General features: G+C 42.0%; 29 protein-coding genes. 24 read left to right on the top strand and 5 right to left on the bottom strand.

Annotation, left to right across the window (positions count from 1 at the left end; all coding sequences use genetic code 11):
• Positions 1 to 293: 293 nt before the first annotated feature.
• Genes ybeY through KFB94_07690 form a run of 3 tightly spaced genes read left to right on the top strand, consistent with a single transcriptional unit; the run spans position 294 to position 2,066 of the window.
• Positions 294 to 731: an rRNA maturation RNase YbeY gene (gene ybeY / locus KFB94_07700; protein ID QVL46624.1), complete on the top strand. Its 438-nt coding sequence runs from the start codon at positions 294 to 296 to the stop codon at positions 729 to 731.
• A gap of 10 nt (positions 732 to 741) precedes the next feature.
• On the top strand, positions 742 to 1,599 hold the full coding sequence (locus KFB94_07695) for a CBS domain-containing protein (GenBank protein ID QVL45146.1): 858 nt from the start codon (positions 742 to 744) through the stop codon (positions 1,597 to 1,599).
• A gap of 41 nt (positions 1,600 to 1,640) precedes the next feature.
• The gene (locus KFB94_07690; GenBank protein ID QVL45145.1) at positions 1,641 to 2,066 is read left to right on the top strand and encodes a hypothetical protein; all 426 of its coding nucleotides are present in this window, start codon (positions 1,641 to 1,643) and stop codon (positions 2,064 to 2,066) included.
• 86 nt (positions 2,067 to 2,152) lie between these two features.
• Here the strand turns inward: KFB94_07690 and mscL are convergent, their stop codons facing one another.
• Positions 2,153 to 2,578 (bottom strand): large conductance mechanosensitive channel protein MscL, encoded by a 426-nt coding sequence (mscL, locus tag KFB94_07685; protein ID QVL45144.1) that lies wholly within the window; start codon positions 2,576 to 2,578, stop codon positions 2,153 to 2,155.
• Between the two features lie 167 nt (positions 2,579 to 2,745).
• Between mscL and lnt the strand changes: the two genes are divergently transcribed.
• The 6 genes from lnt (at position 2,746) to KFB94_07655 (ending at position 9,421) form a co-directional block, all read left to right on the top strand.
• Positions 2,746 to 4,230: an apolipoprotein N-acyltransferase gene (gene lnt / locus KFB94_07680; GenBank protein QVL45143.1), complete on the top strand. Its 1,485-nt coding sequence runs from the start codon at positions 2,746 to 2,748 to the stop codon at positions 4,228 to 4,230.
• A 32-nt stretch (positions 4,231 to 4,262) separates the two neighbouring features.
• Entirely contained in the window at positions 4,263 to 5,183 is a 921-nt protein-coding gene (glyQ, locus tag KFB94_07675; protein QVL45142.1) for a glycine--tRNA ligase subunit alpha, read from the top strand.
• A gap of 106 nt (positions 5,184 to 5,289) precedes the next feature.
• On the top strand, positions 5,290 to 7,446 hold the full coding sequence (gene glyS, locus KFB94_07670) for a glycine--tRNA ligase subunit beta (protein ID QVL45141.1): 2,157 nt from the start codon (positions 5,290 to 5,292) through the stop codon (positions 7,444 to 7,446).
• A 9-nt stretch (positions 7,447 to 7,455) separates the two neighbouring features.
• Positions 7,456 to 7,995 carry a D-glycero-beta-D-manno-heptose 1,7-bisphosphate 7-phosphatase gene (gmhB, locus tag KFB94_07665; GenBank protein ID QVL45140.1) on the top strand — a complete coding sequence of 180 codons (540 nt, stop codon included), beginning with the start codon at positions 7,456 to 7,458 and terminating at the stop codon, positions 7,993 to 7,995.
• An 8-nt stretch (positions 7,996 to 8,003) separates the two neighbouring features.
• Complete coding sequence (locus KFB94_07660) at positions 8,004 to 8,711, top strand: 1-acyl-sn-glycerol-3-phosphate acyltransferase (protein QVL45139.1); 708 nt, start codon at positions 8,004 to 8,006, stop codon at positions 8,709 to 8,711.
• Positions 8,711 to 9,421 (top strand): M48 family metallopeptidase, encoded by a 711-nt coding sequence (locus KFB94_07655; protein ID QVL45138.1) that lies wholly within the window; start codon positions 8,711 to 8,713, stop codon positions 9,419 to 9,421. Before KFB94_07660 ends, KFB94_07655 begins: the two co-directional genes overlap by 1 nt.
• A 48-nt stretch (positions 9,422 to 9,469) precedes the next feature.
• Here the strand turns inward: KFB94_07655 and KFB94_07650 are convergent, their stop codons facing one another.
• Positions 9,470 to 10,069, bottom strand: a complete 600-nt coding sequence (locus tag KFB94_07650; protein ID QVL45137.1) for an SCO family protein — start codon at positions 10,067 to 10,069, stop codon at positions 9,470 to 9,472.
• A 121-nt stretch (positions 10,070 to 10,190) separates the two neighbouring features.
• Between KFB94_07650 and KFB94_07645 the strand changes: the two genes are divergently transcribed.
• Both KFB94_07645 and KFB94_07640 read left to right on the top strand, forming a co-directional pair.
• Positions 10,191 to 11,105 (top strand): branched-chain amino acid transaminase, encoded by a 915-nt coding sequence (locus KFB94_07645; GenBank protein QVL46623.1) that lies wholly within the window; start codon positions 10,191 to 10,193, stop codon positions 11,103 to 11,105.
• A 28-nt stretch (positions 11,106 to 11,133) separates the two neighbouring features.
• Entirely contained in the window at positions 11,134 to 11,322 is a 189-nt protein-coding gene (locus tag KFB94_07640; GenBank protein QVL45136.1) for a zinc-finger domain-containing protein, read from the top strand.
• Between the two features lie 3 nt (positions 11,323 to 11,325).
• Here the strand turns inward: KFB94_07640 and KFB94_07635 are convergent, their stop codons facing one another.
• A complete protein-coding gene (locus KFB94_07635) occupies positions 11,326 to 12,147 on the bottom strand; it encodes a glutamate racemase (protein ID QVL45135.1) in 822 nt (273 codons plus the stop codon).
• A gap of 36 nt (positions 12,148 to 12,183) precedes the next feature.
• Between KFB94_07635 and KFB94_07630 the strand changes: the two genes are divergently transcribed.
• The 11 genes from KFB94_07630 to KFB94_07580 all read left to right on the top strand — a co-directional run bounded on the left by KFB94_07630 (position 12,184) and on the right by KFB94_07580 (position 20,705).
• Positions 12,184 to 12,735 (top strand): cob(I)yrinic acid a,c-diamide adenosyltransferase, encoded by a 552-nt coding sequence (locus KFB94_07630; GenBank protein ID QVL46622.1) that lies wholly within the window; start codon positions 12,184 to 12,186, stop codon positions 12,733 to 12,735.
• Positions 12,732 to 14,096 (top strand): polynucleotide adenylyltransferase PcnB, encoded by a 1,365-nt coding sequence (gene pcnB, locus KFB94_07625; protein ID QVL45134.1) that lies wholly within the window; start codon positions 12,732 to 12,734, stop codon positions 14,094 to 14,096. The genes KFB94_07630 and pcnB overlap by 4 nt, the downstream gene beginning before the upstream one ends.
• The gene (folK, locus tag KFB94_07620) at positions 14,086 to 14,592 is read left to right on the top strand and encodes a 2-amino-4-hydroxy-6-hydroxymethyldihydropteridine diphosphokinase (GenBank protein QVL46621.1); all 507 of its coding nucleotides are present in this window, start codon (positions 14,086 to 14,088) and stop codon (positions 14,590 to 14,592) included. The genes pcnB and folK overlap by 11 nt, the downstream gene beginning before the upstream one ends.
• A gap of 2 nt (positions 14,593 to 14,594) precedes the next feature.
• Positions 14,595 to 15,242 carry a deoxynucleoside kinase gene (locus KFB94_07615; protein ID QVL45133.1) on the top strand — a complete coding sequence of 216 codons (648 nt, stop codon included), beginning with the start codon at positions 14,595 to 14,597 and terminating at the stop codon, positions 15,240 to 15,242.
• A 5-nt stretch (positions 15,243 to 15,247) separates the two neighbouring features.
• The gene (panB, locus tag KFB94_07610; protein QVL46620.1) at positions 15,248 to 16,078 is read left to right on the top strand and encodes a 3-methyl-2-oxobutanoate hydroxymethyltransferase; all 831 of its coding nucleotides are present in this window, start codon (positions 15,248 to 15,250) and stop codon (positions 16,076 to 16,078) included.
• 30 nt (positions 16,079 to 16,108) lie between these two features.
• The gene (panC, locus tag KFB94_07605) at positions 16,109 to 16,969 is read left to right on the top strand and encodes a pantoate--beta-alanine ligase (GenBank protein QVL45132.1); all 861 of its coding nucleotides are present in this window, start codon (positions 16,109 to 16,111) and stop codon (positions 16,967 to 16,969) included.
• A 39-nt stretch (positions 16,970 to 17,008) separates the two neighbouring features.
• Positions 17,009 to 17,389 (top strand): aspartate 1-decarboxylase, encoded by a 381-nt coding sequence (locus KFB94_07600; protein ID QVL45131.1) that lies wholly within the window; start codon positions 17,009 to 17,011, stop codon positions 17,387 to 17,389.
• Positions 17,390 to 17,429: 40 nt separating this feature from the next.
• Entirely contained in the window at positions 17,430 to 17,780 is a 351-nt protein-coding gene (gene rsfS / locus KFB94_07595) for a ribosome silencing factor (protein ID QVL46619.1), read from the top strand.
• A gap of 18 nt (positions 17,781 to 17,798) precedes the next feature.
• Positions 17,799 to 18,266: a 23S rRNA (pseudouridine(1915)-N(3))-methyltransferase RlmH gene (gene rlmH, locus KFB94_07590; protein ID QVL45130.1), complete on the top strand. Its 468-nt coding sequence runs from the start codon at positions 17,799 to 17,801 to the stop codon at positions 18,264 to 18,266.
• 18 nt (positions 18,267 to 18,284) lie between these two features.
• Complete coding sequence (locus KFB94_07585) at positions 18,285 to 19,724, top strand: deoxyribodipyrimidine photo-lyase (GenBank protein ID QVL45129.1); 1,440 nt, start codon at positions 18,285 to 18,287, stop codon at positions 19,722 to 19,724.
• 198 nt (positions 19,725 to 19,922) lie between these two features.
• Complete coding sequence (locus KFB94_07580) at positions 19,923 to 20,705, top strand: VacJ family lipoprotein (protein ID QVL45128.1); 783 nt, start codon at positions 19,923 to 19,925, stop codon at positions 20,703 to 20,705.
• Positions 20,706 to 20,762: 57 nt separating this feature from the next.
• Here the strand turns inward: KFB94_07580 and pmbA are convergent, their stop codons facing one another.
• Positions 20,763 to 22,085: a metalloprotease PmbA gene (gene pmbA, locus KFB94_07575; GenBank protein QVL46618.1), complete on the bottom strand. Its 1,323-nt coding sequence runs from the start codon at positions 22,083 to 22,085 to the stop codon at positions 20,763 to 20,765.
• 95 nt (positions 22,086 to 22,180) lie between these two features.
• Between pmbA and KFB94_07570 the strand changes: the two genes are divergently transcribed.
• Positions 22,181 to 22,696 carry a DUF615 domain-containing protein gene (locus tag KFB94_07570; protein QVL45127.1) on the top strand — a complete coding sequence of 172 codons (516 nt, stop codon included), beginning with the start codon at positions 22,181 to 22,183 and terminating at the stop codon, positions 22,694 to 22,696.
• A gap of 43 nt (positions 22,697 to 22,739) precedes the next feature.
• Here the strand turns inward: KFB94_07570 and KFB94_07565 are convergent, their stop codons facing one another.
• Complete coding sequence (locus KFB94_07565; GenBank protein ID QVL45126.1) at positions 22,740 to 23,471, bottom strand: PDZ domain-containing protein; 732 nt, start codon at positions 23,469 to 23,471, stop codon at positions 22,740 to 22,742.
• Positions 23,472 to 23,544: 73 nt separating this feature from the next.
• Here KFB94_07565 and mog point away from each other — a divergent pair, with 73 nt between their 5' ends.
• Positions 23,545 to 24,120 carry a molybdopterin adenylyltransferase gene (mog, locus tag KFB94_07560; protein ID QVL45125.1) on the top strand — a complete coding sequence of 192 codons (576 nt, stop codon included), beginning with the start codon at positions 23,545 to 23,547 and terminating at the stop codon, positions 24,118 to 24,120.
• The last annotated feature ends 4 nt before the right edge of the window (positions 24,121 to 24,124 follow it).

The following is a 24,124-nucleotide window of genomic DNA, read 5'->3' as shown; positions in this document are numbered from 1 at the left end:
TTCTGGGAAGTCCAGTTTTTATTGTTAAGGGAAACATGATTCACTTGATTTATTGTTATTGCTTAGTGATTATTATGATTTACGACTGATATCTATGCAAGTTAAACGCTGTCCTGGTGCGGAAATCAAGCTGAAGATAAATTACGTTTTCGCGTGACACTATTGGCTATCAGAGAATGTATGTTTCATCTATTCATTGCCTCACGTTACCCTGTTTTAAGGTGTAACTCATATTGAGCAGCATATTGAAAAGTTTAATCAACGACGCGTTTGATTATATAATGTCAACACCCATGCCAAGTATTCAATTTAATCTACAAATTGCTAGCGAACAAAGCAATATCCCCACGTCATCGCAATTTAGAAAGTGGGCAAAAGCAGCATTGCGCGTAGATACTGAAGTGACTATTCGTATTGTTGATGCGCTAGAGGGGCGTGCACTTAATCTTGCCTATCGCGGTAAAGATTATGCAACCAATGTATTGACGTTTCCATTGGCAGAAGAGCCGCATTTAATGGGCGATATTATTATTTGTGCGCCTGTGGTTGAAGCTGAGGCAAATGCGCAAAACAAAAAAATTGAAGCGCATTATGCGCACTTAACCGTGCATGGTGTTTTACATTTGCATGGTTATGATCACGAAATTGAGGCGCAAGCGGCATTAATGGAGTCTATTGAGGTGACAACATTGATGCAATTGGGGTATCCTAACCCTTATCTCATTACATAGGGTGCCCTGCATGGCTTCCGACTCGGAAACAAGTAACAAACCAAGTTTATTAGAACGTTTAAGTCACTTTTTACTTCGCGAACCAGAAGACCGCGAGCAACTTGTGGAACTCCTGCACAGTGCTTACGAAAATCATTTAATGGATGGTGACTCGCTTGCGATGATAGAGGGTGTGTTACAAGTGAGCGAAATGCAAGTGCGGGATATTATGATTCCGCGATCGCAAATGGATGTAATTGATATCACCGATTCGCCAGAGACTTTTATTCCATATGTGATTGAAACAGCACATAGTCGTTTTCCTGTGATTGAAGATGATAAAAATGATGTGATTGGCATCTTACTCGCTAAAGATTTACTCCGTTATTATGCAGGTGAAGATTTTGAAGTGCGCGATATGCTTCGTCCTGCTGTTTTTATCCCAGAATCTAAGCGTTTAAATGTGCTGCTCAAAGAGTTTAGAAGCAACCGTAATCATATTGCGATGGTGGTGGACGAATATGGCGGTGTGGCCGGCATGGTAACGATTGAAGATGTGCTGGAACAAATTGTGGGTGATATTGAAGATGAGTATGACTATGATGAAGATGAGGACAATATTATTCAGCAATCTGCAAAGCATTATCGTGTAAAAGCGCTCACAGAAATTGCTGTTTTTAACGAGACAATGGGCACCACGTTTAGTGATGAAGAGTTTTCTACTATTGGTGGTTTAGTGGTGAATAAGTTTGGCCATATGCCAAAACGTGGCGACCATATTGTGATTGATAATTTAAGCGTTACAATTGTTCGGGCTGATAGTCGACGTTTACACGCAATTTTGGTTGAAATATTACCAGATACTGCTGATTTGGTTGAACCAATTTAAACCACCTAACTCTTAGTTTTACTATTTTTGGAGTAACCAATATGAAACGATTAACAGTACTTGCTTTATTGGCTTTTTGCACAGCTTGCTCATCAGTTAACACCAAGCCATCCGATTCAGCGCAGACAGATTCTCCAACAAGTGTTACTAGTGAATCGGCTGTTGTTAAGACATTGCCAACAGAAGAGCGCGCATTCGTTGATGCGATTGAATTGCTTGATAAAAAAGCAATTGTGGCGCAATTAGGCGAGCCGGCTAAAGCAGATGATGTGAAGATTAAAGGGACTAATCGTATTGTGGCTTCTATTTGGCATTACCACAACATTAATACAGATGAAAATGGTGTTTATTACCAAACAACAGAACTAGACTTTATTGATGACAAAGTCGTACAGGTTGTTTTTTTGAATAATGATGGTTCTGAAACAACTAAAGACCCCGAACGTACGTATGAATTACCCAAATAAAATCTCATACTAAAATGTTTGAAAGTGACAATAAAGGGCGAGTAAATCGCCCTTTTTTATTACTTATTTTATTGATCTAATGGCGCTTATTTTTTCTTTAGTGCATCACGTATTTCTGTCAGCAACACGATATCTTCTGCCGGCGCTGCTGCCGCTGGTGCTGGCTCAGCTTTTTTCAATTGGTTCATCACCCGTACCATTTGAAAAATGATAAAGGCCAAAATGATAAAGTTAATCGCAACTGTAATAAAACTACCGTAAGCTAATACAGGTACGCCGGCTTCTTTTAATGCCGCCAAATTATTGGCCAAGCCTGCTGGCATATCACCTAAAACAATATACATATTCGCGAAATCTAGGTTGCCAACAATACTACCCACAATAGGCATCATAATATCTTGAACCATCGAATCAACAATCTTACCAAATGCTGCCCCAATTATCACACCAACGGCTAAATCCATTACATTGCCTTTAAGTGCAAATTGTTTAAACTCTGAACACATACTCATTTTTTTACCCTCTCTATTTAGTTGTAGACTGCAGCGCAATAGTCTACTGTCATTAAATGAATGTCAAGAAAGATAGACCCAGTCGCAACTTCATTAACTTTTTTAACATTCTGCCGGTTTCACTTATACTGTGTAAGCTAAGCATTCATCAACCATCATCAACATCTATGCATAAACAACTTCAACCTTTATTGGCTTTTTCTCTTGGTGCGCTTGCAGTGCTCGGTTATGCGCCTTTTTACCTTTTTCCGGCAACCATTGTTGCACTTATCGGTATCATTTACTTATGGACAAAAGCGCCATCAGCAAAATCGGCTTTAATGCTTGGTTTCCAATTTGGACTGGGGTTATATACGGTTGGTATTTATTGGATTTATATCAGCCTGCATGATTTTGGTGGAATGCCTTGGTGGTTTGCAGGTTTTTGTACTTTTTGTTTATGTGCATTTATGGCTTTGTTTCCCGCCCTAGTTGGCTATTTGAGCAAACGCATCGGTTATTTAAGTGTGAGCACTGCCATCCTATGGGGATTATCTGACTGGGTGCGCGGCTGGATTTTTACCGGCTTTCCTTGGCTCACAATCGGTTACAGCCAAACACCATATAGTCCATTAGCCGGTTATATGCCGATTATTGGCGTCTATGGTGTATCAACGATAACAGTTGCTATTGCAGCTTGTATTGCCATTTGGTTTGCGAATCAACATCAAGCAATTAACTTCGTGTGGCGCCGAAACGTCATCACAGCAATCACACTGCTAATTGCAATCGGTGGCATAATAAAAGTCGTGCCATGGTCATCACCAATTGGTGAACCATTGAGCGTAAGCCTTATTCAAGGCAATATTCCGCAAGCCATTAAATGGTCGCCAGATTCGGCAGAACAAACCATCGCTCAATATATTGCCATGACGAAAAGTAGCCAAGCCGATTTAATTGTGTTGCCAGAAACAGCTTTACCAGTGATTGCGAGCCAACTCGACCCTCGCGTTAAAGAGACATTAAGCGCACATGCCAAACAGCTCAATAGCAATATTATTGTGGGTATGGTTGATTATAATCGAGATACACAAGAATACTTTAATAGTGCATTCAGTATCGGCACTGCACCAACCCAAAGCTACAGCAAAAATCACTTAGTACCTTTTGGCGAGTTTATTCCATTAAAACATATGCTTGGCTGGATATACCGTGATTGGCTCAACATGCCGCTCAGCGATTTGTCGCGAGGTGGCGCACATCAAACACCCATGTTATTAAACAAGCAAAAAGTCGCCGTTAATATTTGTTATGAAGATGTATTTGGTGAAGAAATCATTCGCCAATTGCCAGAAGCCACCCTATTAGTAAATATCAGCAACGATGCGTGGTATGGGCAGTCCTATGCGGCTGATCAACACATGCAATTTTCTCAAGCACGCGCATTAGAAACTGGCCGCATGATGCTGCGTTCGACCAATACGGGAGCAACCGCCGCAATTGACCAGCATGGCTATGTGATTGCGCATGCCCCACACGACACAACCACTACGCTCAATGTGATTGCGCAAGGCTATTCAGGTACAACGCCTTATGTGCTTTGGGGTAATTGGCCATTTATTATCTTCAGCTTTGGTGCAATTGCCTTTGTGATAAGTCGCAAAAAACAGTAAAATCAATCCTTTGCAATTTCAAAAGCATTCAGATGTTAACCTTTCAACAAATCATTTTAAAACTCCAAGATTATTGGGATAAACAAGGTTGCACCTTGTTACAACCTTACGATATGGAAGTGGGCGCTGGCACTAGCCACACCGCGACTTTCTTACGTGCATTAGGCCCAGAGCCTTGGAAAGCCGCTTATGTGCAACCAAGCCGCCGCCCAAATGATGGTCGTTATGGCGAAAACCCAAACCGTTTACAACATTATTATCAATTTCAAGTGGTACTAAAACCAGCACCAGCAAACATCATGGACTTATATTTAGGTTCGTTAGAAGCGCTTGGCTTTGACTTAAAACAAAATGATGTGCGCTTTGTAGAAGATGATTGGGAAAATCCAACCTTAGGCGCCTGGGGCTTGGGCTGGGAAGTATGGCTCAATGGCATGGAAGTGACGCAATTTACCTATTTTCAGCAAGTGGGCGGGATTAACTGCAAGCCCATCACCGGTGAAATCACTTATGGTTTAGAGCGTTTAGCGATGTATTTGCAAGGCGTAGAAAATGTATATGATTTGGAATATTCACCTGGCGTGAAATATGGCGATGTATTTTTACAAAATGAAAAAGAACAATCTGCCTACAACTTTGAGCATTCTGATGTTGAATTTTTGCTAGTTGCCTTTAATGCGCATGAGAAACAAGCGCAACATTTAATGACAGAAAAACTAGCACTTCCCGCTTATGAGCAAGTATTAAAAGCAGCGCATACCTTTAATTTATTGGATGCACGTGGTGCAATTTCTGTAACGGAACGCGCCGCTTACATTGGCCGCATTCGTAACTTAGCACGAAGCGTTGCTGCGAGTTATTTAGATAGCCGTGCGCGTTTGGGCTTCCCGATGGCGCCTAAAGCTTGGGCAGATGAAGTGTTGACAGAGATAAAGAAAAAACAAGCGGCATAATCGTCATTCCGACGAAAGTCGGAATCTAGCGACTTTAAAGACAAAACTAAAGACACTGGATTCCGTGTCGAGCACGGAATGACAGTAGTAAATATATGGAAACTAAATGACCACGCAAAACTTATTAGTCGAATTATTTTTAGAAGAACTGCCACCTAAAGCGCTTAGAAGGCTGGGTGAGTCCTTTGCAAGAGTAATTGCCGAGGAATTGTTTAATCAAGGGCTATCAGCAAAACCGGTAGCAGACTCCAGGTCAGATGGCATTAAAAGAGAAGCTGTTGGCTCCTCAGAACTATCATTAATTACAGTATATGCTTCACCTCGTCGACTAGCAGCACATATTACTAACGTTTCAGCCAAGGCCTCAGACAAGCAAGTCGCGCAAAAACTTATGCCCGCCAGCGTTGGTTTGGATGCCAGCGGTAACGCAACACCTGCGTTGGTGAAAAAATTAGAAGCCCTAGGTTCGACCGCACAAGATGTTAGCAAATTGCGCAAAGAAAACGACGGCAAGGCAGATATTCTATTTTTGGATGCCACGCAAACAGGCGCGACTTTGCAAGAAGGCTTGCAAAAAGCTTTGGAAGAAAGCTTGGCAAAGTTGCCGATTCCAAAGGTCATGACTTACCAAATCAATGATGGTTGGGAAACAGTCAATTTTGTGCGTCCTGCGCATGGTTTAGTGGCGTTGCATGGTAGCGATATTGTGCCTGTCAGCATCTTAGGCTTAAACGCTGGCAACACAACAACGGGCCACCGCTTTGAATCAAACAAAGCGGTCATTGCTATCAATGACGCAGACAGCTACGAACAGCAACTAAAAACAGAAGGTAGCGTGATTGCCAGCTTTGAAGCACGCAAGGCCGATATTGCTGCCCAATTAAAAGTAGCGGCTGATAAAGAAGGCTTAACTGCGATTGAAGATGAAGATTTATTAGACGAAGTAACGGCATTAGTCGAGCGACCTAATGTGTTGCTTGGCCAATTTGAACCAGCGTTTTTGGCAGTGCCGCAAGAGTGTTTGGTATTGACCATGAAGTCTAACCAAAAATACTTCCCATTATTAGATAGCAAGGGCAAGCTCACCAACAAATTCTTAATCGTTTCCAATATTCACCCTTCTGACCCAAGTGCGGTGATTGGTGGCAATGAGCGTGTGGTGCGCCCGCGTTTAGCTGATGCAAAATTCTTTTTTGATCAAGACCGTAAAAAGACCTTGGAAAGCCGCATTGCGCACTTAGATAAAGTGGTTTATCACAACAAATTGGGTTCACAGGGTGAACGCAATCAGCGTGTGGTTGCCATTGCAAACGCCATCGCCAGTCAGTTAGGTGATGCCAGTTTGGTGGCAAAAGTAGCGCAAGCCGCTCGCTTATCAAAAGCTGATTTAATCACCGATATGGTGAATGAATTTCCAGAGTTACAAGGGATTATGGGGCGTTATTATGCGCAGCATGAAGGCTTGGATGATGATGTCGCTTTTGCGATTGAAGACCATTACAAACCGCGTTTTGCCGGAGACGATTTGCCTAGTAGCAAAGTCGGTATTTGTGTTGCATTAGCCGATAAACTTGAAACATTGGTCGGCTTATTTAGTATTGGCGAAAAGCCAACGGGCGATAAAGACCCTTTTGCACTACGCCGTCAGGCTTTAGGCATCATTCGGATGTTGATTGATGCCAAACTGCCATTGCCATTTGATAATTTAATCAAGCTAGCATTACAACCATTTGATGCTGATGCAGCAGTATTAGCATCGATTAAATCTTTCTGCTTCGACCGTTTAAGTGTCAATTTAAAAGACCAAGGTGCAAGCGTTCAAGAAGTAGATGCGGTCGTATCACTAGCGCCTACGTTATTACTTGAAATTCCTCAACGGCTTGCAGCTGTAAAAACATTTGCTACTTTACCTGAAGCCCCTGCCCTTGCCGCCGCCAATAAGCGCGTCGGTAATATCTTGCGTAAGGTTGAGGGTGAAGTTGCAGCTAAAGTAGACAATGCATTACTACAAGAGCCAACTGAAATCGCATTAGCTGCGGCGCTCAACACGTCAAAAGCAGAAGCGGATAAACTATTTGAAGCAGGTGATTACACTGGTTCATTACAAGCGTTAGCCGTACTAAAAGCGCCTGTTGATGACTTTTTTGATAATGTCATGGTGAATGCAGAGGACCCCGCACTTAAAGCCAATCGTTTAGGTTTGCTGGCAATCTTGCACCAAACCATGAACCGCGTTGCGGATTTATCTAAACTAGCGAGTTAGACACTTAAAATGAAACTGGTGATTCTAGACCGTGATGGCGTCATCAATAAAGACAGCGATCACTTTATTAAAAATCCTGATGAATGGATACCGATTCCAGGTAGTTTAGAAGCCATTGCGTTGCTTAATCAACATGGCTTCCGCGTGGTAGTTGCCACGAATCAATCTGGGGTTGCTCGCGGTTTATTTGATATGGTTACCTTAAATGCCATTCACGATAAAATGCACCATGCAGTTGCGCAAGTGGGCGGCCATATTGATGCGATTTTTTATTGTCCGCATGCGGCTCTTGATAACTGTGAGTGTCGAAAACCAAAAAGCCAAATGATAGAAGATATTGGTCATCGCTTTTCAGTCGATTTACACCACGTATTTGCTGTGGGAGATGCTTTGCGAGACTTGCAGGCTTTTGCCAATGTCGGTTGCCAACCAATATTAGTTAAAACAGGCAAAGGTAAGGCTACACTAGCCGCTGGTAATATGCCAAAAAATACCTTGGTTTTTACTAATTTAGCCGAAGCTGTTGACCATATTATCGATCATCAATAAAGACAAAAATGGTTTATTTTCGCTCGTTTATCTTTAATCTTGGTATGTGGATATTCACTATTCCCTTTACTACCATTGGTCTGCTTACGTTTCCTCTCGCTCCACCAACACGTTATCGCTTTCTGAGTTTATGGGCGCGTTGTATGTTGTGGTGGTTACGCATCAGTTGCGGCTTAAGCTTTGCCGTCAAAGGTCGCGAGAATATCCCTAATAGCCCAAGTATTATTCTGTGTAAACATCAATCCGCTTGGGAGACATTAGCATTACAACTGATTTTTCCACCACAAGTATGGGTACTCAAACGTTCACTTTTACGCATTCCATTCTTTGGTTGGGCACTGGCCTTAACGTCACCAATTGCGATTAACCGTGCCGCAGGTCGTGAAGCATTAAAACAATTGGTGTCGCAAGGCAAAGATCGTTTGGCCAAACAGTTTTGGGTAGTGATTTTTCCTGAAGGCACGCGCACCGCGCCTGGCGAACGTGGAAAATATCATATTGGTGGCGCTTGGTTAGCCACGCACACACAAACACAAGTAGTGCCAGTCGCGCATAATGCCGGCGTGTTTTGGCGTAAAAACTCTTGGTTGAAACATCCAGGCGTCATTCAAGTGAGCATTGGCAAACCAATTCAATCTGCAGGTTTAAAACCTGAAGCACTGAATCGGCAAGTGGAAGATTGGATTGAAACTGAGATGCTAACCTTTTCGCAATAATGGCAAAAAAATCTGTTCAATTGAGTAATGGTAAAACCATTGCTTATCAACTAGAACGTAGAGCGCGTCGGACTGTTGGTCTAAAAATTACGGCAGATGGTTTGATTGTTCATGCACCTCAATACATTTTAGAATTTCAATTAAAAAAACTCATCCAAGAAAAATCAAATTGGATTCTAAGCAAACTAGCAGCACGAGAACAAAATGCTGTTCAACCAATGAGTTGGCGAGATGGAGAAACGTTACAATTGCTAGGCAATACAATCAGCTTGCAGGTTATAAAAGATGCAAAAAACAAACAAGCACAATTTAATCACACGAGTTTGGTTATCACCTCACCCCAAGCTGATGATGAAATCCTTATCAAAAAAAAGGTTATTCAATGGTATAAAAAGCAAGCCGAACTTGATTTTGGCAGACGCTTGGCGATTTTGGCAGCAAAGTTAAACGTCAGCACACCACCGCTTAAACTATCCAGCGCTCAATCACGCTGGGGCAGTTGTAGTAGCCGAGGCGATATTCGCCTGAACTGGCGTTTATTACAAGCTCCACCCTCGATTATCAACTACGTAGTCTGCCACGAGTTAGCACATTTAAAAGAAATGAATCACTCAGCCAAATTTTGGGCAGTCGTTGCCAGCATTTATCCAGATTACAAACTGGCAGAAAAAGAATTGAAACAACTATCTTCTCAGTTGCACCGAATATAAAGCATATCCAATAATAGCAAGTGCTATTCAGTCAACTGGCTGGTTAATTTATAGTAGCTTTTGCACATCACTCGCAATATCTTCTGCTTTTTGTCCGTAGCCTAAATACAACCTGGCTTTACCTTGTTTATCAAAGGCATACATGCCTGCACTATGATCAATCGAGTAATCGTTTTCGCTATTACCTGGCACTTTTGCATAATAGATTTTAAAATTTTTCACTGTCTCTGCTGTTTGTTGCATATCTCCTCGCAGGCCAATAAAACGGCTATCAAAAGAGGGTACAAACTTAGCTAACACTGCTTGCGTATCTCGCTCTGGATCAACTGTAACAAACAATACTTGCACTTGATCTGCTTGATCCCCGATAAGTTTCATGGCATTTTTTAAATCTAACATTGTCGTCGGACAAACATCGGGGCAATGGGTAAAGCCAAAAAACAATAAGACTACTTTCCCCTTAAAATCAGCCATGGTACGTGCCTTACCCGTATGATCAGTGAGTGCAAAAGATGTGGAGAAATCTGCGCCGGTAATGTCTGTAGCAACAAAGCCCTTGCCAACCGGATTTGCATCACACGCAACTAATAAACTCAATGTGATCATGAGCAATATCGTTCGACCTAGGTTAAAAAATGAGGAAAACATAGCAAAAGCTCCAATAAATATAATATTTTGATTTTAACATGCTGAGAAAATACCAGCCTTTAGTTTACAATAGGGTTTTATGTATATTTAAGGTAGTCGCAACATGGCAATACCAACCTCGATGTCTGACCGTGATGGTTTTATTTGGTACGATGGTCAATTAGTAAACTGGCGCGATGCCACCACCCATGTGTTAACGCACACTTTGCATTATGGCATGGGCGTATTTGAGGGTGTGCGGGCTTATGAAACAGATAAGGGCACGGCAATTTTCCGCTTGCAAGACCACACGGATCGATTATTCCGCAGCGCGCATATCCTAGGCATGAAAATGCCATTTGATAAAGCAACCATTTCAGAAGCGCAAAAAACAGCGGTGCGGGAAAACAAATTAGCCTCAGCGTATATTCGACCGATGGCTTTTTATGGCTCAGAGGCAATGGGCATTTCTGCCAAAACGTTATCAACACACGTCATTTGCGCGGCGTGGAGCTGGGGCGCATACATGGGTGACGAAGCGCTCACCAAAGGCATCCGTGTTAAAACATCCTCTTTTTCACGTCATCATGTGAATATCACCATGTGTAAAGCCAAAGCCAATGGTAACTATATGAACAGCATTCTTGCCCATCAAGAAGCGGTGCAGGATGGTTATCATGAAGCACTTTTATTAGACGTTGATGGTTTTGTTGCTGAAGGTTCTGGTGAAAATGTTTTCATTGTGCGTCGTGGTAAGTTGTATACCCCTGATTTAACCAGCGCGCTAGAAGGTATTACAAGAGATACTATCGTGCAACTTGCGGCTGAAATTGGCTTAGAAGTGGTTGAAAAACGCATCACGCGCGATGAAGTGTATAGCGCTGATGAAGCGTTTTTTACCGGAACAGCGGCGGAAGTGACCCCCATTCGTGAATTAGATAATCGTGCGATTGGTAACGGCTCGCGCGGCCCAATTACTGAACAATTGCAAACCATGTATTTTGATATAGTCAAAGGAAAATCAGCTAAGCACGCAGATTGGCTAACGCTGGTTTAAATAGACACCACATAAAAAGGATGTTTTGATGTCTGATGTTAAAGAATTTGAAGTTACGGCAAAACAATTACCACTACATTGCCCAACTAAAGAAGTGGCGCTTTGGGCATCGCATCCGCGTGTTTTTTTAGATATTGCAAAAACAGGGGAAGTCACTTGCCCCTATTGCGGTACAAAATATAGACTTAAAGCGGGTGAGGTTGTTGGCCAACATTAATTGCTATATGGTCAATTGTTGAATGTTAACTGGGTGGCCATACAACGTTTGCATCACAGTTACCGCTGTTGCTAATTGACTATTTGTCCAAAAAACGACCTCTGCATCATGATTGTTTTGTACCAATAGTTTTTTTTCTGCTAATTTTTTCTGAAGTTGTAGGCTAACCGCATCACCCGTATCAATCACGGCAATATCTGATCCGACAATCTCTTCAATTAATGGGCGTAAAAATGGGTAATGTGTACACCCCAATACAATAGTATCTGCATTATTATCTAATAAAGGCTGTAGGTAACGTGCTAACAACTGACGCGTAGATGCTGTTGCTAGCGCTCCACGTTCAACACACTCAACCAATCCGACACATGCTTGCGCTAGCACAGTAACGCCAGTGCCATAATTGGCTAATAGTGCCGCATACTGCGCGCTTTTAATGGTGCCAACCGTTGCCAATACACCAATCACTCCATTACGACTTGCATTCACAGCAGGTTTCACTGCTGGCTCCATACCGATAATAGGTAAATCATATTGCTCTCGCATGGCTTGAATGGAGGCAGCAGTTGCTGTGTTGCAAGCAACCACTAACGCTTTAACACCTTGAGCAATCAGAAAATCGCCAATAGCAAAACAGCGCTCAGTAATTTCTGTAGCGGATTTGTTACCATAGGGTGCATACAAGCTATCGGCAACATAATAAATAGATTCATTTGGCAATCGTTTGCGAACGTGATGCAGTACGGAAATGCCGCCCACGCCAGAGTCCATGATACCAATCGGAAGAGAATATGATGGTTTATTGTTCAATAAATGGTTATGCATGATTTATAATGACCGATTATATTAGAAATGCAACCAATGGGTAATCGATTAAGTAAGATTTACACACGCACTGGAGATGATGGCACAACAGGGCTAGGCGATGGCACTAGAGTGGCAAAAAACAGTTTACGGGTGCAAGCAATGGGCGATGTGGATGAGCTGAATGCAGTCGTTGGCCTTCTGCTCACAGAGCCTGTCTCAGACAGTATTCACGCTTGCCTGACAGAAGTGCAGCATGATTTGTTCAATCTTGGTGGTGAAATCTGCATGCCAAACATGACGCTAATCAAAGCTGAGCGAATTGAAGCATTAGAGGCACAGTTAGATTCTTGGAATGAGCAACTGACTCCACTGAAGGAATTTATTTTGCCAGGCGGTAGTCGCGCGGCTGCCTATTGTCATCTTGCTAGAACGGTTTGTAGACGTGCAGAGCGCACCATGCACGCACTTGATGCAGAAGAAAAGTTGACTGGTGTTTCTTTACAGTATATCAACCGTTTCTCAGATTTATTGTTTGTCTTATGTCGCGTTTTAAATAAGGAGGCAGGCATCAATGACGTACTATGGAACAATACGGCCAATCAATGATTAAAAAATTTCTTAATCGCGTATTCAAAAAAAAGGGGAATGCAGCAGTCGCTATTAATGAAGCCGACCTACGCTTATCCAATACTGCAAAGAAAATTTCTGTTAAGCAACACAAACTTAATCAAAATTTAATCAGTGATGCAGCGCTTAATACATGTGAAGCGCTACAAAACGCTGGTTTCGATGCCTATATTGTTGGGGGTGCAGTTCGTGATTTATTGCTAGATTTCAAACCTAAAGATTTTGATGTGGCCACCAATGCAGAGCCAGAGCAAGTGCACAAGCTATTCCGTCGCTCGCGTATTATTGGCAAGCGATTCCGCCTTGTGCATGTATTATGGGGCAGAGAAACCATTGAAGTCTCCACATTCCGTGGTCACCATGATAATAAAGGTGACGCATCAACAAATGATACTGGTCGCATTCTGCGTGATAATATTTTTGGTAGCTTAGAGGATGATGCCGTCAGGCGCGACTTTACCGCGAATGCACTCTATTACAATCCTAAAACGCAAGAAGTGCTCGATTTTCATCATGGCGTTGCTGACGTCAAAGCCCGATTATTGCGCATGATAGGTGAGCCAACAATTCGTTATCAAGAAGATCCTGTGCGTATGCTTCGCGCGGTAAGGCTATCAGCTAAACTAGGATTGAAAATTGATAAAGCCACAGAAAAGCCGATTGCTGAATTAGCCCATCTGCTTCAAGACGTACCACCAAGTCGCTTATTTGATGAAATGCTAAAGCTGTTTTTATCTGGGCATGCCATCGAAAGTATTAATATTTTGCGTGAGCAACATTTACATCACGGGTTATTACCGTTATTAGATGTGGTCTTAGAACAGCCGCTAGGCGAAAAATTTGTCATGTTGGCGCTTAAAAATACAGATGACCGCATCATGCAAGGTAAGTCATCCAACCCGAGCTTTTTATTTGCCACTTTACTCTGGCACGAAGTACTCAAGGCATGGCAAGTGCATCAGCAACAGGCGCCCATCATTCCCGCTTTGTACCATGCGATGGATGAAGTGATTCAGTTACAAGCTAATAAATTAGCCATTCATAACCGGTTTGTTTCTACCATGAAAGAAATTTGGGCAATGCAACCACGTTTTGAACAGCGTGCTGGCAAGCGCCCTTTTGCACTCATTGCCCACCCACGCTACCGCGCCGCTTATGATTTTATGTTATTACGTTGCGAGTCGGGTGAGATTGCAACTGAAATTGGTGAGTGGTGGACAACATTTGCCCACGCCAATACTGAACAGCGAACAGCCATGTTATTGCCAGAAACCAATCCACACAAAAGACGTAGACGAAAACCAAAAAAACCTGCGCTTAAGGGCCTTGATGGTGCATAGAGCCTATGTCGCACTTGGTAGCAACTTATGCGAGCCAGCATCACAGGTCAAGCACGCACTTATTGCGCTAGAAAAAATCCCTCAAACGATGGTATTGCAACACTCCAGTCTTTATCAATCAGAACCTGTTGGCTATGATAACCAGCCTGATTTTATTAATGCAGTAGCTGAACTTGACACTGACTTATCGCCAGAGTCTTTGCTAAGTGCATTACTTGATATTGAGCAGGCATTTGGGCGTGAACGTCCTTTCCCAAACGCGCCTCGCATTCTTGATTTGGATTTACTGCTATATGACCACCTTGTCAAGCAAACAGATTTTTTAACCTTACCGCATCCACGTATGCATGCACGTGGTTTTGTTTTATTACCGCTAGCAGAGATTGTTCCCACCATGGTGATTAACCACAGTGATGTTATTCCTAAAGACACTAATGTTGTAAAATTAGCAGAAGCTTTTCAAAACCAAGGCATCCAAAAACTGAGCAATGATTGAGCATGAGCATTTTTAACAAATATCCATTTATTGTTGTTGAAGGACCTATTGGTAGCGGGAAAACGACTCTTGCACGTATGCTATCAGAAAAATTTTCAACACAATTACTGTCAGAAAAAGCAGAAGAAAATCCTTTTTTGGCGCGTTTTTACCACGATCCAAAACGTTACGCTTTACAGACACAAATCTTTTTCTTATTTCAACGCGCACGTCAAATTGCTGACATCAGCCAAATTGATATGTTTTCGCAGCCCATTACCGCTGATTTCTTTTTGGAAAAAGATCCGCTTTTTGCACGCTTAAATTTAAATGATGAGGAATATGCGCTCTATCACCAGATTTATCATCACTTACAATTAGAATCACCTAAACCCGATTTAGTGATTTATTTACAAACGCCTAGTGCGACATTGCTGGATCGTATTGCAGAACGTAATATTGATTATGAATCGAATATGCCGCCACAATATATTGAGCGCTTATCTAGTGCATATAGTGAGTATTTTCATAGCTATGATGCAGCACCAGTGTTGATTGTTAATAACGAAAAACTCAATATTATTAAAGATGCGGCAGCACTGGATTTATTAGTCGACCGCATTCATCAATTTCAAGGTCGCCGTGAATATTTCAATCCCAATTTCGAATAATGCCTATGCAATCGACCCATAGCAATAAGCTAGACAAACTGAACAAGTTAACCTCAATTGGCGAGAAAATTGCTATGTTAACTTGCTATGATGCGACCTTTGCCAAATTAATGGCGCTAGCTGATATTGATGTTTTACTGGTTGGCGACTCTTTAGGTATGGTGTTACAAGGGGCGGAAAATACGCTCAATGTCAGCATGCACCACATGACTTACCATACCAAAAACGTGGCTGCAGGTGCGCCCAATACACTCATTGTTGCTGATATGCCATTGGGCAGTTATGAGCATGACAATGAAGCGGCGCTTAAAAATGCGCAGTGGCTGATTAAGTCTGGTGCGAGCATGGTGAAATTTGAAGGCGGTGGCAACCGCATTGAAACTGCACGATATTTAGTATCTCATGGTGTGCCTGTCAGTGCGCATTTGGGCTTTACCCCACAGTCTGTGAATCAACTTGGTGGTTATAAAATACAAGGCAAAACCCAAGAATCGGCCCAACAAATGATCAACGATGCAAAAGCCATGGATGCGGCAGGCGTGAGTATGGTTGTGCTGGAAATGGTACCAGCTGCGCTTGCCGCACAAATTACCAATCTCATCAAAGCGCCTACGATTGGCATTGGTGCTGGGGTGGATTGCGATGGTCAAGTGCTGGTGTTGCAAGACTTACTTGGCATCTATACCGGCCCAGCAAGCAAGTCTCCTACAGCGTTTAAATCACCTCGTTTTGTGCGTAATTTTTTGCAAGAAAACAATAGCATACAAGAAGCAATTACAGCTTATATTCATGCAGTTAAAGACCAGTCATTTCCTGGACTTGAACACAGTTACTAATGCAGCTACAGACTAGTACACGTTAATCAGATGCAAATTGTTCACACCAGTGCAGCACTAAAAAACTGCTTAAAAGATTACGCTAAGATTGCCCTTGTGCCCACAATGGGCAATTTACATGCGGGTCATTTACAATTAGTCGAACTCGCCAAACAACAAGCTGATTGTGTGGTTGTGAGTATTTTTGTGAATCCTCTACAGTTTGATTCCCTCATTGATTTAGAGAAATATCCACGTACTTTAGTAGACGATTGCAAACGGTTAGAACAAGTTGGTGCTTCAATTGTTTTTGTACCCTCTGTAGAAGAAATGTACCCTGATTTTGATGGTCAATCGCTCAATCAAAGCATGATGGTGACACCGCCACCAATTGCAGCTGAGTTATGTGGCGCTAGCCGCCCCGGTCACTTTACAGGTGTCACAACTGTAGTGGCAAAATTATTTCATATGGTGCAACCTGATATTGCTATATTCGGTAAAAAAGATTTTCAACAGCTATTCATTATTCGGGAGCTAGTTAAGCAACTTAACTTTGCCATTACAATTATTGCAGGTGATATTGTGCGAGAAGCGAGTGGACTTGCGATGAGTTCACGCAATGGTCACTTTAATACGCATCAGGCAACACAAGCTGCCCAGCTGAATCATGCTCTGAGAATGGCCGTCAAGCATGCACAATCATCTAACATTGATTACTCAACTATTGAAACCAAAACAGCTGAAGCGCTGATAAAGCAAGGCTGGCAAATTGATTACATCTCAATCCGAGATGCTTTATCTCTAAAACCAGCCACAAAATATGACACGCAATTAGTCATTTTGGCTGCCGCTACCCTTGCCAATGTTCGTTTAATTGACAACATTGAGTTTTGCGCTAAACCTTTCAATTGATTACAATGCTACCTTTGTAAGATTGATTGGTCATACCTAATGCAAAGAACGATGCTTAAATCTAAACTTCACCGTGTCCATGTGACGCATAGTGAACTGCATTATGAAGGCAGTTGTGCGATTGATGAAGTACTGCTAGAAGCCGCTAACATTAGCGAATACGAAAGAATTGAAATCTATAATGTAACTAATGGGGAGCGTTTTAGCACTTATGCAATTCTTGCTGACCGGCATTCAGGCATCATCTCAACTAATGGTGCAGCAGCGCATAAAGCCAAACCTGGTGATATTGTCATTATTGCTACCTATGCAGAATATAGTGCTTTAGAACTTGAAACATACCATCCAGAGTTGGTGTATGTTGATGAACAAAATCGAATAAAAGCAATCAAAAATAAAATCCCAGCGCAAGCTGCTTAATCCATTATCTAAAGGTCATCATTTGTCAGATTTAATCGCAATGAAAGATGCGGTCGTTAACGCAATCGAAAATATCAAAGGTTTTGATATCACTGTTTTGGATGTTTCAAAACTCACCTCCATGACCAATTACATGATTATTTGCAGCGCAAATTCCACACGTCAAACAAAAGCCATCGCCGATAATATCTATGTCGAACTGAAAGCAAAAGGTTATCACCCTCGCGGTTTAGAAGGCGAAAAAGATGGTGAGTGGGTGCTGGTTGATTTAGGTGAAGCGATTGTTCATATCATGATACCGACCACGCGTGCTTACTATAACTTAGAGCAATTATGGGGCGGCGAAGCCAAACACGTCAAAGCCGATAAGCTAAATCCAGCTTCGGCATAACCCCCGTTTTACCATCGCATGAAACTCAAAATTATCTCAGTTGGGCATAAAATGCCAAGCTGGGTAGAGGTTGCTTGTGCTGAATATACCAAACGGATGCCGCGTGAATTAACCATAGAAATCATTGAAATAAAGCCAGACAAACGTGCTGATGGTAAGAAAAATCCTGCAGTGCAAGCGGCTGAAGCCGATCGCATACTTAAGGTGGCCAATAAAGATTATCTGATTGCCTGCGACGAACATGGTAAAGCAACAACCACAGTGGAGTTAGCAACCATGATGCAATCTTGGCAAGAGATGGGTCGCGATGTCAGTATTGTGGTTGGTGGCGCTGATGGTTTAGACCCCGCGTTAATTAAGCAAGCCGATTTTTGCTGGGCTTTGTCCAAACTCACATTGCCGCATGCCTTCGTACGGGTTTTATTAGCAGAGCAACTCTATCGCGCCTATACAGTCATACAAAATCATCCTTATCACCGAGAGTAATCTAAGGCCCCAAAACCGATGCAATATATCAACTCTTTAGTTTGGTTTCGCCGAGATTTGCGCGATTTTGATCACGCTGCGCTTTATCATGCATTAAAAGCATCGCAGCAAGTCTATTGTGTGTTCGTTTTTGATACTGAAATTTTGGATGCCTTAACTAACAAAGCAGATCGACGTGTCGAATTTATTTGGGAAAGTATTCGCGAACTTAAATTAGCACTACAACAGCGAGGCGGTGACTTACTGGTGCTGCATGGTAAAGCAACTGACCTAATTCCCATCTTGGCAAAACAGTTAGCCATTGACGCCATTTTTGTTAATCATGATTATGAGCCCAGCGCGATAGCAAGAGATGAAACAATTAAAACAATACTAAAAGCCAGCCAAGTAGATTGGCATGACTTTAAAGATCAAGTGATCTTTGAAAAAGATGAAATACTTAATTTAAGCAATAAACCATACCGTGTATTCACGCCTTATCGTAATGCGGCAATTAAAAAGCTGAATGATTTTTATCTAAAAGCCTATGCTGTTGATCGCTATTTCAATCATTTGGCGAAAACAACACCTACCGAGTTACCCAGTTTAGAAAACTTAGGCTTTAAACCAACCAATTTAAAAAGTATGCAATTACCTACCGGGATGTCTGGTGGCAAGCAATTATTAGACGATTTTATTGCTCGTATAAGCCAATACAAAACAGCAAGAGATTTTCCCGCAATTAAAGGGGTGTCTTACCTATCAACTCACTTGCGATTCGGTACTGTTTCTATCCGCCATTTAGCACGCACTGCGCGGAATATGGACAATCTTGGCGCTGAGACATGGTTAAATGAGCTTATTTGGCGTGACTTTTATTTTCAAATTTTGCACCACAATCCAGAACTGGCATTTGGTCGTGCTTTTAACCCCCAATTTGAACAGTTAGCATTTCCTAATAATCAGCAATATTTTGCTGCTTGGTGCGAAGGAAAAACCGGCTATCCACTAGTTGATGCAGCCATGCGGCAAATCAATCAAACAGGTTATATGCATAATCGTTTACGCATGATTGTTGCTAGTTTTCTAGTCAAAGACTTGCTGATTGATTGGCGCTGGGGAGAGCGTTATTTTGCAGAACATTTAATTGATTTTGATTTCAGCGCCAATAATGGCGGTTGGCAATGGGCAGCGTCTACTGGCTGTGATGCGCAGCCTTGGTTTCGTATCTTTAATCCAGTAACGCAAAGTCAACGATTTGATTCTAAAGGGAACTTCATCAGAAAATACATTCCCGAACTAGCAAAGTGCAATGATAAAGAAATACATGAACCATGGAAAATACCGCCTTCACGCCAACAAATATTGATGATAAAAATGGGTGATGACTATCCTGAACCTATTGTGGATCACCCGCAACAAAGAGCACTAGCACTAGCGCTATATCAGGAAGCGAATGATGCCATCTTGCCTCCATAAAGAGGAGCAAAATGAAATTTATTTTGCACTGGATAGAAAAAGTTGTTTTTTTACAACAGTTATAATCTGATAAAAATAGACCTTGCTTATTTGATAGACAGCAATCGCAGTATTAAGGATAATCATCCTTGTTCGGGTATGCAGGGCTTCAAAAAATCCGCCTGTAGTAAAATTATAATCGAAAGATAGCAAATACATATGCAGTCAACACTCATCAAGTTATTATTCAGCTGCCTGTTAGTCATCGTAGCAACTGGTTGCGCCACACTTGACAATAAAGATCCATTAGAATCCTTTAACCGTGGTGTTTACAAATTCAATGATGTAGCTGATAAAGCAGTCATAAAGCCAGTAGCGACGGCTTATAAATCCGTCACCCCATCTTTTTTTAGAAAAGGAGTTAGTAATTTCTTTTCTAACCTGTATTCAGTAACATCGGTATTAAACAATATACTGCAATTAAAATTTGCCAATGCATTTTCCGAAGCAGGTCGATTTGTGATTAATAGTACCTTTGGTATCGCAGGGCTAATTGATGTTGCCAGTATGGATAATATTCCGCGTTATCGCGAAGATTTTGGGCAAACCCTAGGTCATTGGGGCGTTAGTAACAATACTTACTTAGTGTTACCTCTGCTTGGGCCGAGCACCCTACGTGACGCTACTGGTATTATTGTTGATAGTATTACCACCGATCCAATCACTTATACCCACAATATTGGTCAAATCCGATTACATAATCAATTACGATCAGCACAACTGATTGATCAACGCACGCAGTTATTAGATGCTTCAGATATTTTGGGTAATGCTTCACTAGACCCTTATGCATTCATAAGAGATGCTTATTTACAGCGCCGAGCCAGTCAGGTACAAGACGGCTTGGTACCATTAAGCCTTTTAAACGATGAGTTCGAGCCGGCAGATGAAGACGCCACCGAATCCCCTAAAGCGCCCTATTTACCAGCGTTAATCCCTTAGCAATATCACTATCATCAGCCTCTATAAAGAGGCTGATATATTTAATTCTTAATACAATCACCCACCTGCAACGGTCATACTCTCGATGAGTAGCGAGCCAGTCTGCTTAGCACTTGGCACCACCGCATCATTGCCGACAGCAATAATTTGATTCAACATTTGTTTTAGATTGCCTGCAATTGTAATTTCTTCAACTGGATATGCAATAACGCCATTTTCAACCCAGAATCCTGCAGCACCACGTGAATAGTCACCTGTTACCATATTAAGACCATGACCCAAGAGCTCAGTCACAACTAAACCTGTGCCCATCATCGCCAATAGCGCCGCAAATGATTGCCCTGTAGGTTGCACGACTAAATTATGTGCACCACCAGCATTACCTGATGTTTGCATGCCTAACTTGCGCGCAGAATAACTAGATAAAATGTAGCCTTGCAATACGCCATTTTTGACTAACATACGCGGCTGGGCGACGACGCCTTCATTATCAAATGGACTACTTGCCAAGCCTTTTTGTACATGTGGCAGCTCTTCAATATTCAGCAATGAAGAAGCAACCTGCTTTCCCAAGCTGTCTAGTAAGAACGAAGATTTTCGATATAAATTACCGCCTGAGATAGCACTCACTAATGAAGAGATAATGCCGCTAGCTAGGGGCGCTTCAAATAAGACTGGGTATTGTCCTGTTTTGATCGGACGAGATCCTAAACGTCGCACTGTTCGCTCACCAGCTAACTGACCAACAAATTCAGGCGTTCGCATATCACCAATATCTCTTGCTGACGTATACCAATAATCGCGCTGCATAGCGCCTGCTTCCTCTGCAATCACCGAACAACTGATACTGTGTCGAGAGCTAGGATAGCCGCCAACAAAACCATGTGTGTTGGCATAAACAAATAGCCCTTCATTAGTCGAAACACTGGCGCCTTCTGAGTTGGTGATACGCTTGCTATCAACAGCCAATGCTGCTGCTTCACAACGCTTTGCAATCTCACTGGCCTCTTCTACAGGCAAAGACCAAGGGTGATATAAATTTAGATCAAGAACCGTTTTAGCCATTAAATGTGCATCAGCAAGGCCACAAAATGAATCTTCTGCTGTAAATTTTGCAATATTACAAGCCGCATCAACTGTGTCTTTTATTGCCTGACTGCTAAAATCAGAACTGCTGGCATAGCCCTTTTTATGTCCAAAATAAACGGTGACGGAAATACCTTTATCTCGATTGTATTCTATGTTCTCAGTTTCACCTTTGCGTACAGAAACCGTTTGTCCTGTACCAAAGCTCACATCGACTTCTGCATGTGATGCCCCCGCTTGTTTGGCTAATTTAAGCGCATCTTCAGTCATTTGTTTTAAAGCGTCTTGGTTCATCATATCTCGACTATTACAGCAATCCATTATAAGTAATCATTAAAACTGTTATCATACCGTGCATCGGTAGCATCCAAAGCAAAGTTATTAAAAACATGCAAGAAAAAGATCTCGAACAAACCTTTATTAGCAAAACCAAGCGTAAAGCTGAAGCAGATGCGCAGCAAATGGTGGGTAAAAAATTAATAGCGCTAACAAAAGGGCAAATTCATCAATTAAACCTAGAGGAACGTTTATACGACGCGGTAATAGAAGCTAAACGCCTGACTGCCAATGGTGCAATCCGCCGTCAATTGCAATATATTGGTCGCCTAATGCGCGATACCGATATTGAGCGAATTGAGGCGCAACTTGCGCGCTGGGAGGGCAAAAATAATGAAGAAAATGCTCGCTTCCATCAATTAGAGCGCTGGCGAGATCGATTAATAGAAGAATCATCTGAACCGCAATCAGACGCGCTGCAAGCGTTTCTAACCAGTTATCCTGATGCTGATGTGCAACAAATTCGCACCTTGTGCCGCAATGCGCACAAAGAAAAACAAAATAATAAACCGCCCAAAAGCACAAGAGAGCTATTTAAGTTGCTGCGTCAAATAACAGAATCAGCATAGCCATACGACATACTGGAACGTATGGCTAACGACTCGCTCGCGATTAATGTACTTTTAATGTTGCTGTCGTGTCCGCTAACACATCATTTCTACTATAAATAATCTTAACCGTCTTCCCTTTATGTTGACCAACCAATTGCGAAAGTTGCGATGGTGTCTCTAGTGCAACATCGCCTATTTTTAGCAATACGTCACCGCGTTTTAAGCCCGCTTTAAATGCCGAAGAGCCTTTAATAACAGCCAACACCTTAAGACCCTCATCCTCAACTATTTCACCACTCTCTTTTTGTTTATGTTTTAGTTTAAGCACATGCAAGCCAAGTAACGGCATGGGTAATTTCGCCCAATAACTTGCGTAGTATTTATACTGCTCTTCATCACCCGCCAGCGCTTCGGGGTCAATTTCACCCGTTGTTTTTGCAGCCTCTTTAATGGTTTGTAATTTAGAAAGTGGTGATTTTTTAGCAGCGTATTTACTGTAAACCAAAACAACATCCGCTTTAATGGCTTTAGCATGCGCTAATGCTAAATCAGGGGCAATACTGCCGGCTTCAAAGCCACTACTACCCATCATGTCATAACCACTTTCCAACATACTGATGTTGTCATCATCAAAATGATTGCTGACATACATTTTAGTGTCAGGGCTGGCTTGCATCGACTTTAAGTGACCACTATTTTGTTCCTTATAATTTTTTTCATACAAATTTTCAGTGGCATATGCTGTTTGCATGCACAACGTTACCAAAACCACATACAACATTTTTTTCATCATCGTTCCAAGTCCTTGAGTATTTATCGTGATAATCTATCACTGTCATTGACACAATATTAAACAAACAATTCACATGCAAGACAAAATAATCAAAATCGGCTTAGTTTCCATTAGCGATCGCGCATCCCAAGGTGTGTATGAAGATCAAGGTATACCAAATTTGCAACACTGGCTTAAACAAGCGTTAATCTCACCTTTTGTTACAGAGCCCCGTTTAATAGCGGATGAGCAAGCCACTATAGAGGCTTGCTTAATTGAATTGGCAGATGTAACAGCTTGTCAATTGATATTAACAACGGGCGGCACAGGACCGGCTTTACGTGACGTGACGCCAGAAGCAACGCTGGCTATTGGTGATAAGATCATGCCAGGATTTGGTGAACAAATGCGTCAAATTAGTTTGCATTTTGTGCCAACCGCCATTTTGTCGCGCCAAGTTGCGGTCATTCGCAAGCAATGTTTAATCATCAACTTACCAGGCCAGCCAAAAGCCATTGCACAAACACTTGAAGGACTAAAAGATGACGATGGCAATACCTTGATTCATGGGATTTTTGCCGCTGTACCTTATTGTTTAGATTTAATTGGTGCCCCTTACATCGAAACAAATGAAACGATTGTGAAAGCATTTCGTCCCAAGAGAAAATAGGGCA

Source organism: Methylophilaceae bacterium, assembly GCA_018398995.1.
Classification (GTDB): domain Bacteria; phylum Pseudomonadota; class Gammaproteobacteria; order Burkholderiales; family Methylophilaceae.
The sequence above is the reverse complement of the archived record's forward strand: the minus strand, read 5'-3'. Positions and strand labels throughout refer to the sequence as shown.

Coding starts and splice junctions, on each gene's coding strand:
- ybeY (QVL46624.1), top strand. CDS start 294: ATGCCAAGTATTCAATTTAATCTACAAATTGCTAGCGAACAAAGCAAT.
- KFB94_07695 (QVL45146.1), top strand. CDS start 742: ATGGCTTCCGACTCGGAAACAAGTAACAAACCAAGTTTATTAGAACGT.
- KFB94_07690 (QVL45145.1), top strand. CDS start 1,641: ATGAAACGATTAACAGTACTTGCTTTATTGGCTTTTTGCACAGCTTGC.
- mscL (QVL45144.1), bottom strand. CDS start 2,578: ATGAGTATGTGTTCAGAGTTTAAACAATTTGCACTTAAAGGCAATGTA.
- lnt (QVL45143.1), top strand. CDS start 2,746: ATGCATAAACAACTTCAACCTTTATTGGCTTTTTCTCTTGGTGCGCTT.
- glyQ (QVL45142.1), top strand. CDS start 4,263: ATGTTAACCTTTCAACAAATCATTTTAAAACTCCAAGATTATTGGGAT.
- glyS (QVL45141.1), top strand. CDS start 5,290: ATGACCACGCAAAACTTATTAGTCGAATTATTTTTAGAAGAACTGCCA.
- gmhB (QVL45140.1), top strand. CDS start 7,456: ATGAAACTGGTGATTCTAGACCGTGATGGCGTCATCAATAAAGACAGC.
- KFB94_07660 (QVL45139.1), top strand. CDS start 8,004: ATGGTTTATTTTCGCTCGTTTATCTTTAATCTTGGTATGTGGATATTC.
- KFB94_07655 (QVL45138.1), top strand. CDS start 8,711: ATGGCAAAAAAATCTGTTCAATTGAGTAATGGTAAAACCATTGCTTAT.
- KFB94_07650 (QVL45137.1), bottom strand. CDS start 10,069: ATGTTTTCCTCATTTTTTAACCTAGGTCGAACGATATTGCTCATGATC.
- KFB94_07645 (QVL46623.1), top strand. CDS start 10,191: ATGTCTGACCGTGATGGTTTTATTTGGTACGATGGTCAATTAGTAAAC.
- KFB94_07640 (QVL45136.1), top strand. CDS start 11,134: ATGTCTGATGTTAAAGAATTTGAAGTTACGGCAAAACAATTACCACTA.
- KFB94_07635 (QVL45135.1), bottom strand. CDS start 12,147: ATGCATAACCATTTATTGAACAATAAACCATCATATTCTCTTCCGATT.
- KFB94_07630 (QVL46622.1), top strand. CDS start 12,184: ATGGGTAATCGATTAAGTAAGATTTACACACGCACTGGAGATGATGGC.
- pcnB (QVL45134.1), top strand. CDS start 12,732: ATGATTAAAAAATTTCTTAATCGCGTATTCAAAAAAAAGGGGAATGCA.
- folK (QVL46621.1), top strand. CDS start 14,086: ATGGTGCATAGAGCCTATGTCGCACTTGGTAGCAACTTATGCGAGCCA.
- KFB94_07615 (QVL45133.1), top strand. CDS start 14,595: ATGAGCATTTTTAACAAATATCCATTTATTGTTGTTGAAGGACCTATT.
- panB (QVL46620.1), top strand. CDS start 15,248: ATGCAATCGACCCATAGCAATAAGCTAGACAAACTGAACAAGTTAACC.
- panC (QVL45132.1), top strand. CDS start 16,109: ATGCAAATTGTTCACACCAGTGCAGCACTAAAAAACTGCTTAAAAGAT.
- KFB94_07600 (QVL45131.1), top strand. CDS start 17,009: ATGCAAAGAACGATGCTTAAATCTAAACTTCACCGTGTCCATGTGACG.
- rsfS (QVL46619.1), top strand. CDS start 17,430: ATGAAAGATGCGGTCGTTAACGCAATCGAAAATATCAAAGGTTTTGAT.
- rlmH (QVL45130.1), top strand. CDS start 17,799: ATGAAACTCAAAATTATCTCAGTTGGGCATAAAATGCCAAGCTGGGTA.
- KFB94_07585 (QVL45129.1), top strand. CDS start 18,285: ATGCAATATATCAACTCTTTAGTTTGGTTTCGCCGAGATTTGCGCGAT.
- KFB94_07580 (QVL45128.1), top strand. CDS start 19,923: ATGCAGTCAACACTCATCAAGTTATTATTCAGCTGCCTGTTAGTCATC.
- pmbA (QVL46618.1), bottom strand. CDS start 22,085: ATGAACCAAGACGCTTTAAAACAAATGACTGAAGATGCGCTTAAATTA.
- KFB94_07570 (QVL45127.1), top strand. CDS start 22,181: ATGCAAGAAAAAGATCTCGAACAAACCTTTATTAGCAAAACCAAGCGT.
- KFB94_07565 (QVL45126.1), bottom strand. CDS start 23,471: ATGATGAAAAAAATGTTGTATGTGGTTTTGGTAACGTTGTGCATGCAA.
- mog (QVL45125.1), top strand. CDS start 23,545: ATGCAAGACAAAATAATCAAAATCGGCTTAGTTTCCATTAGCGATCGC.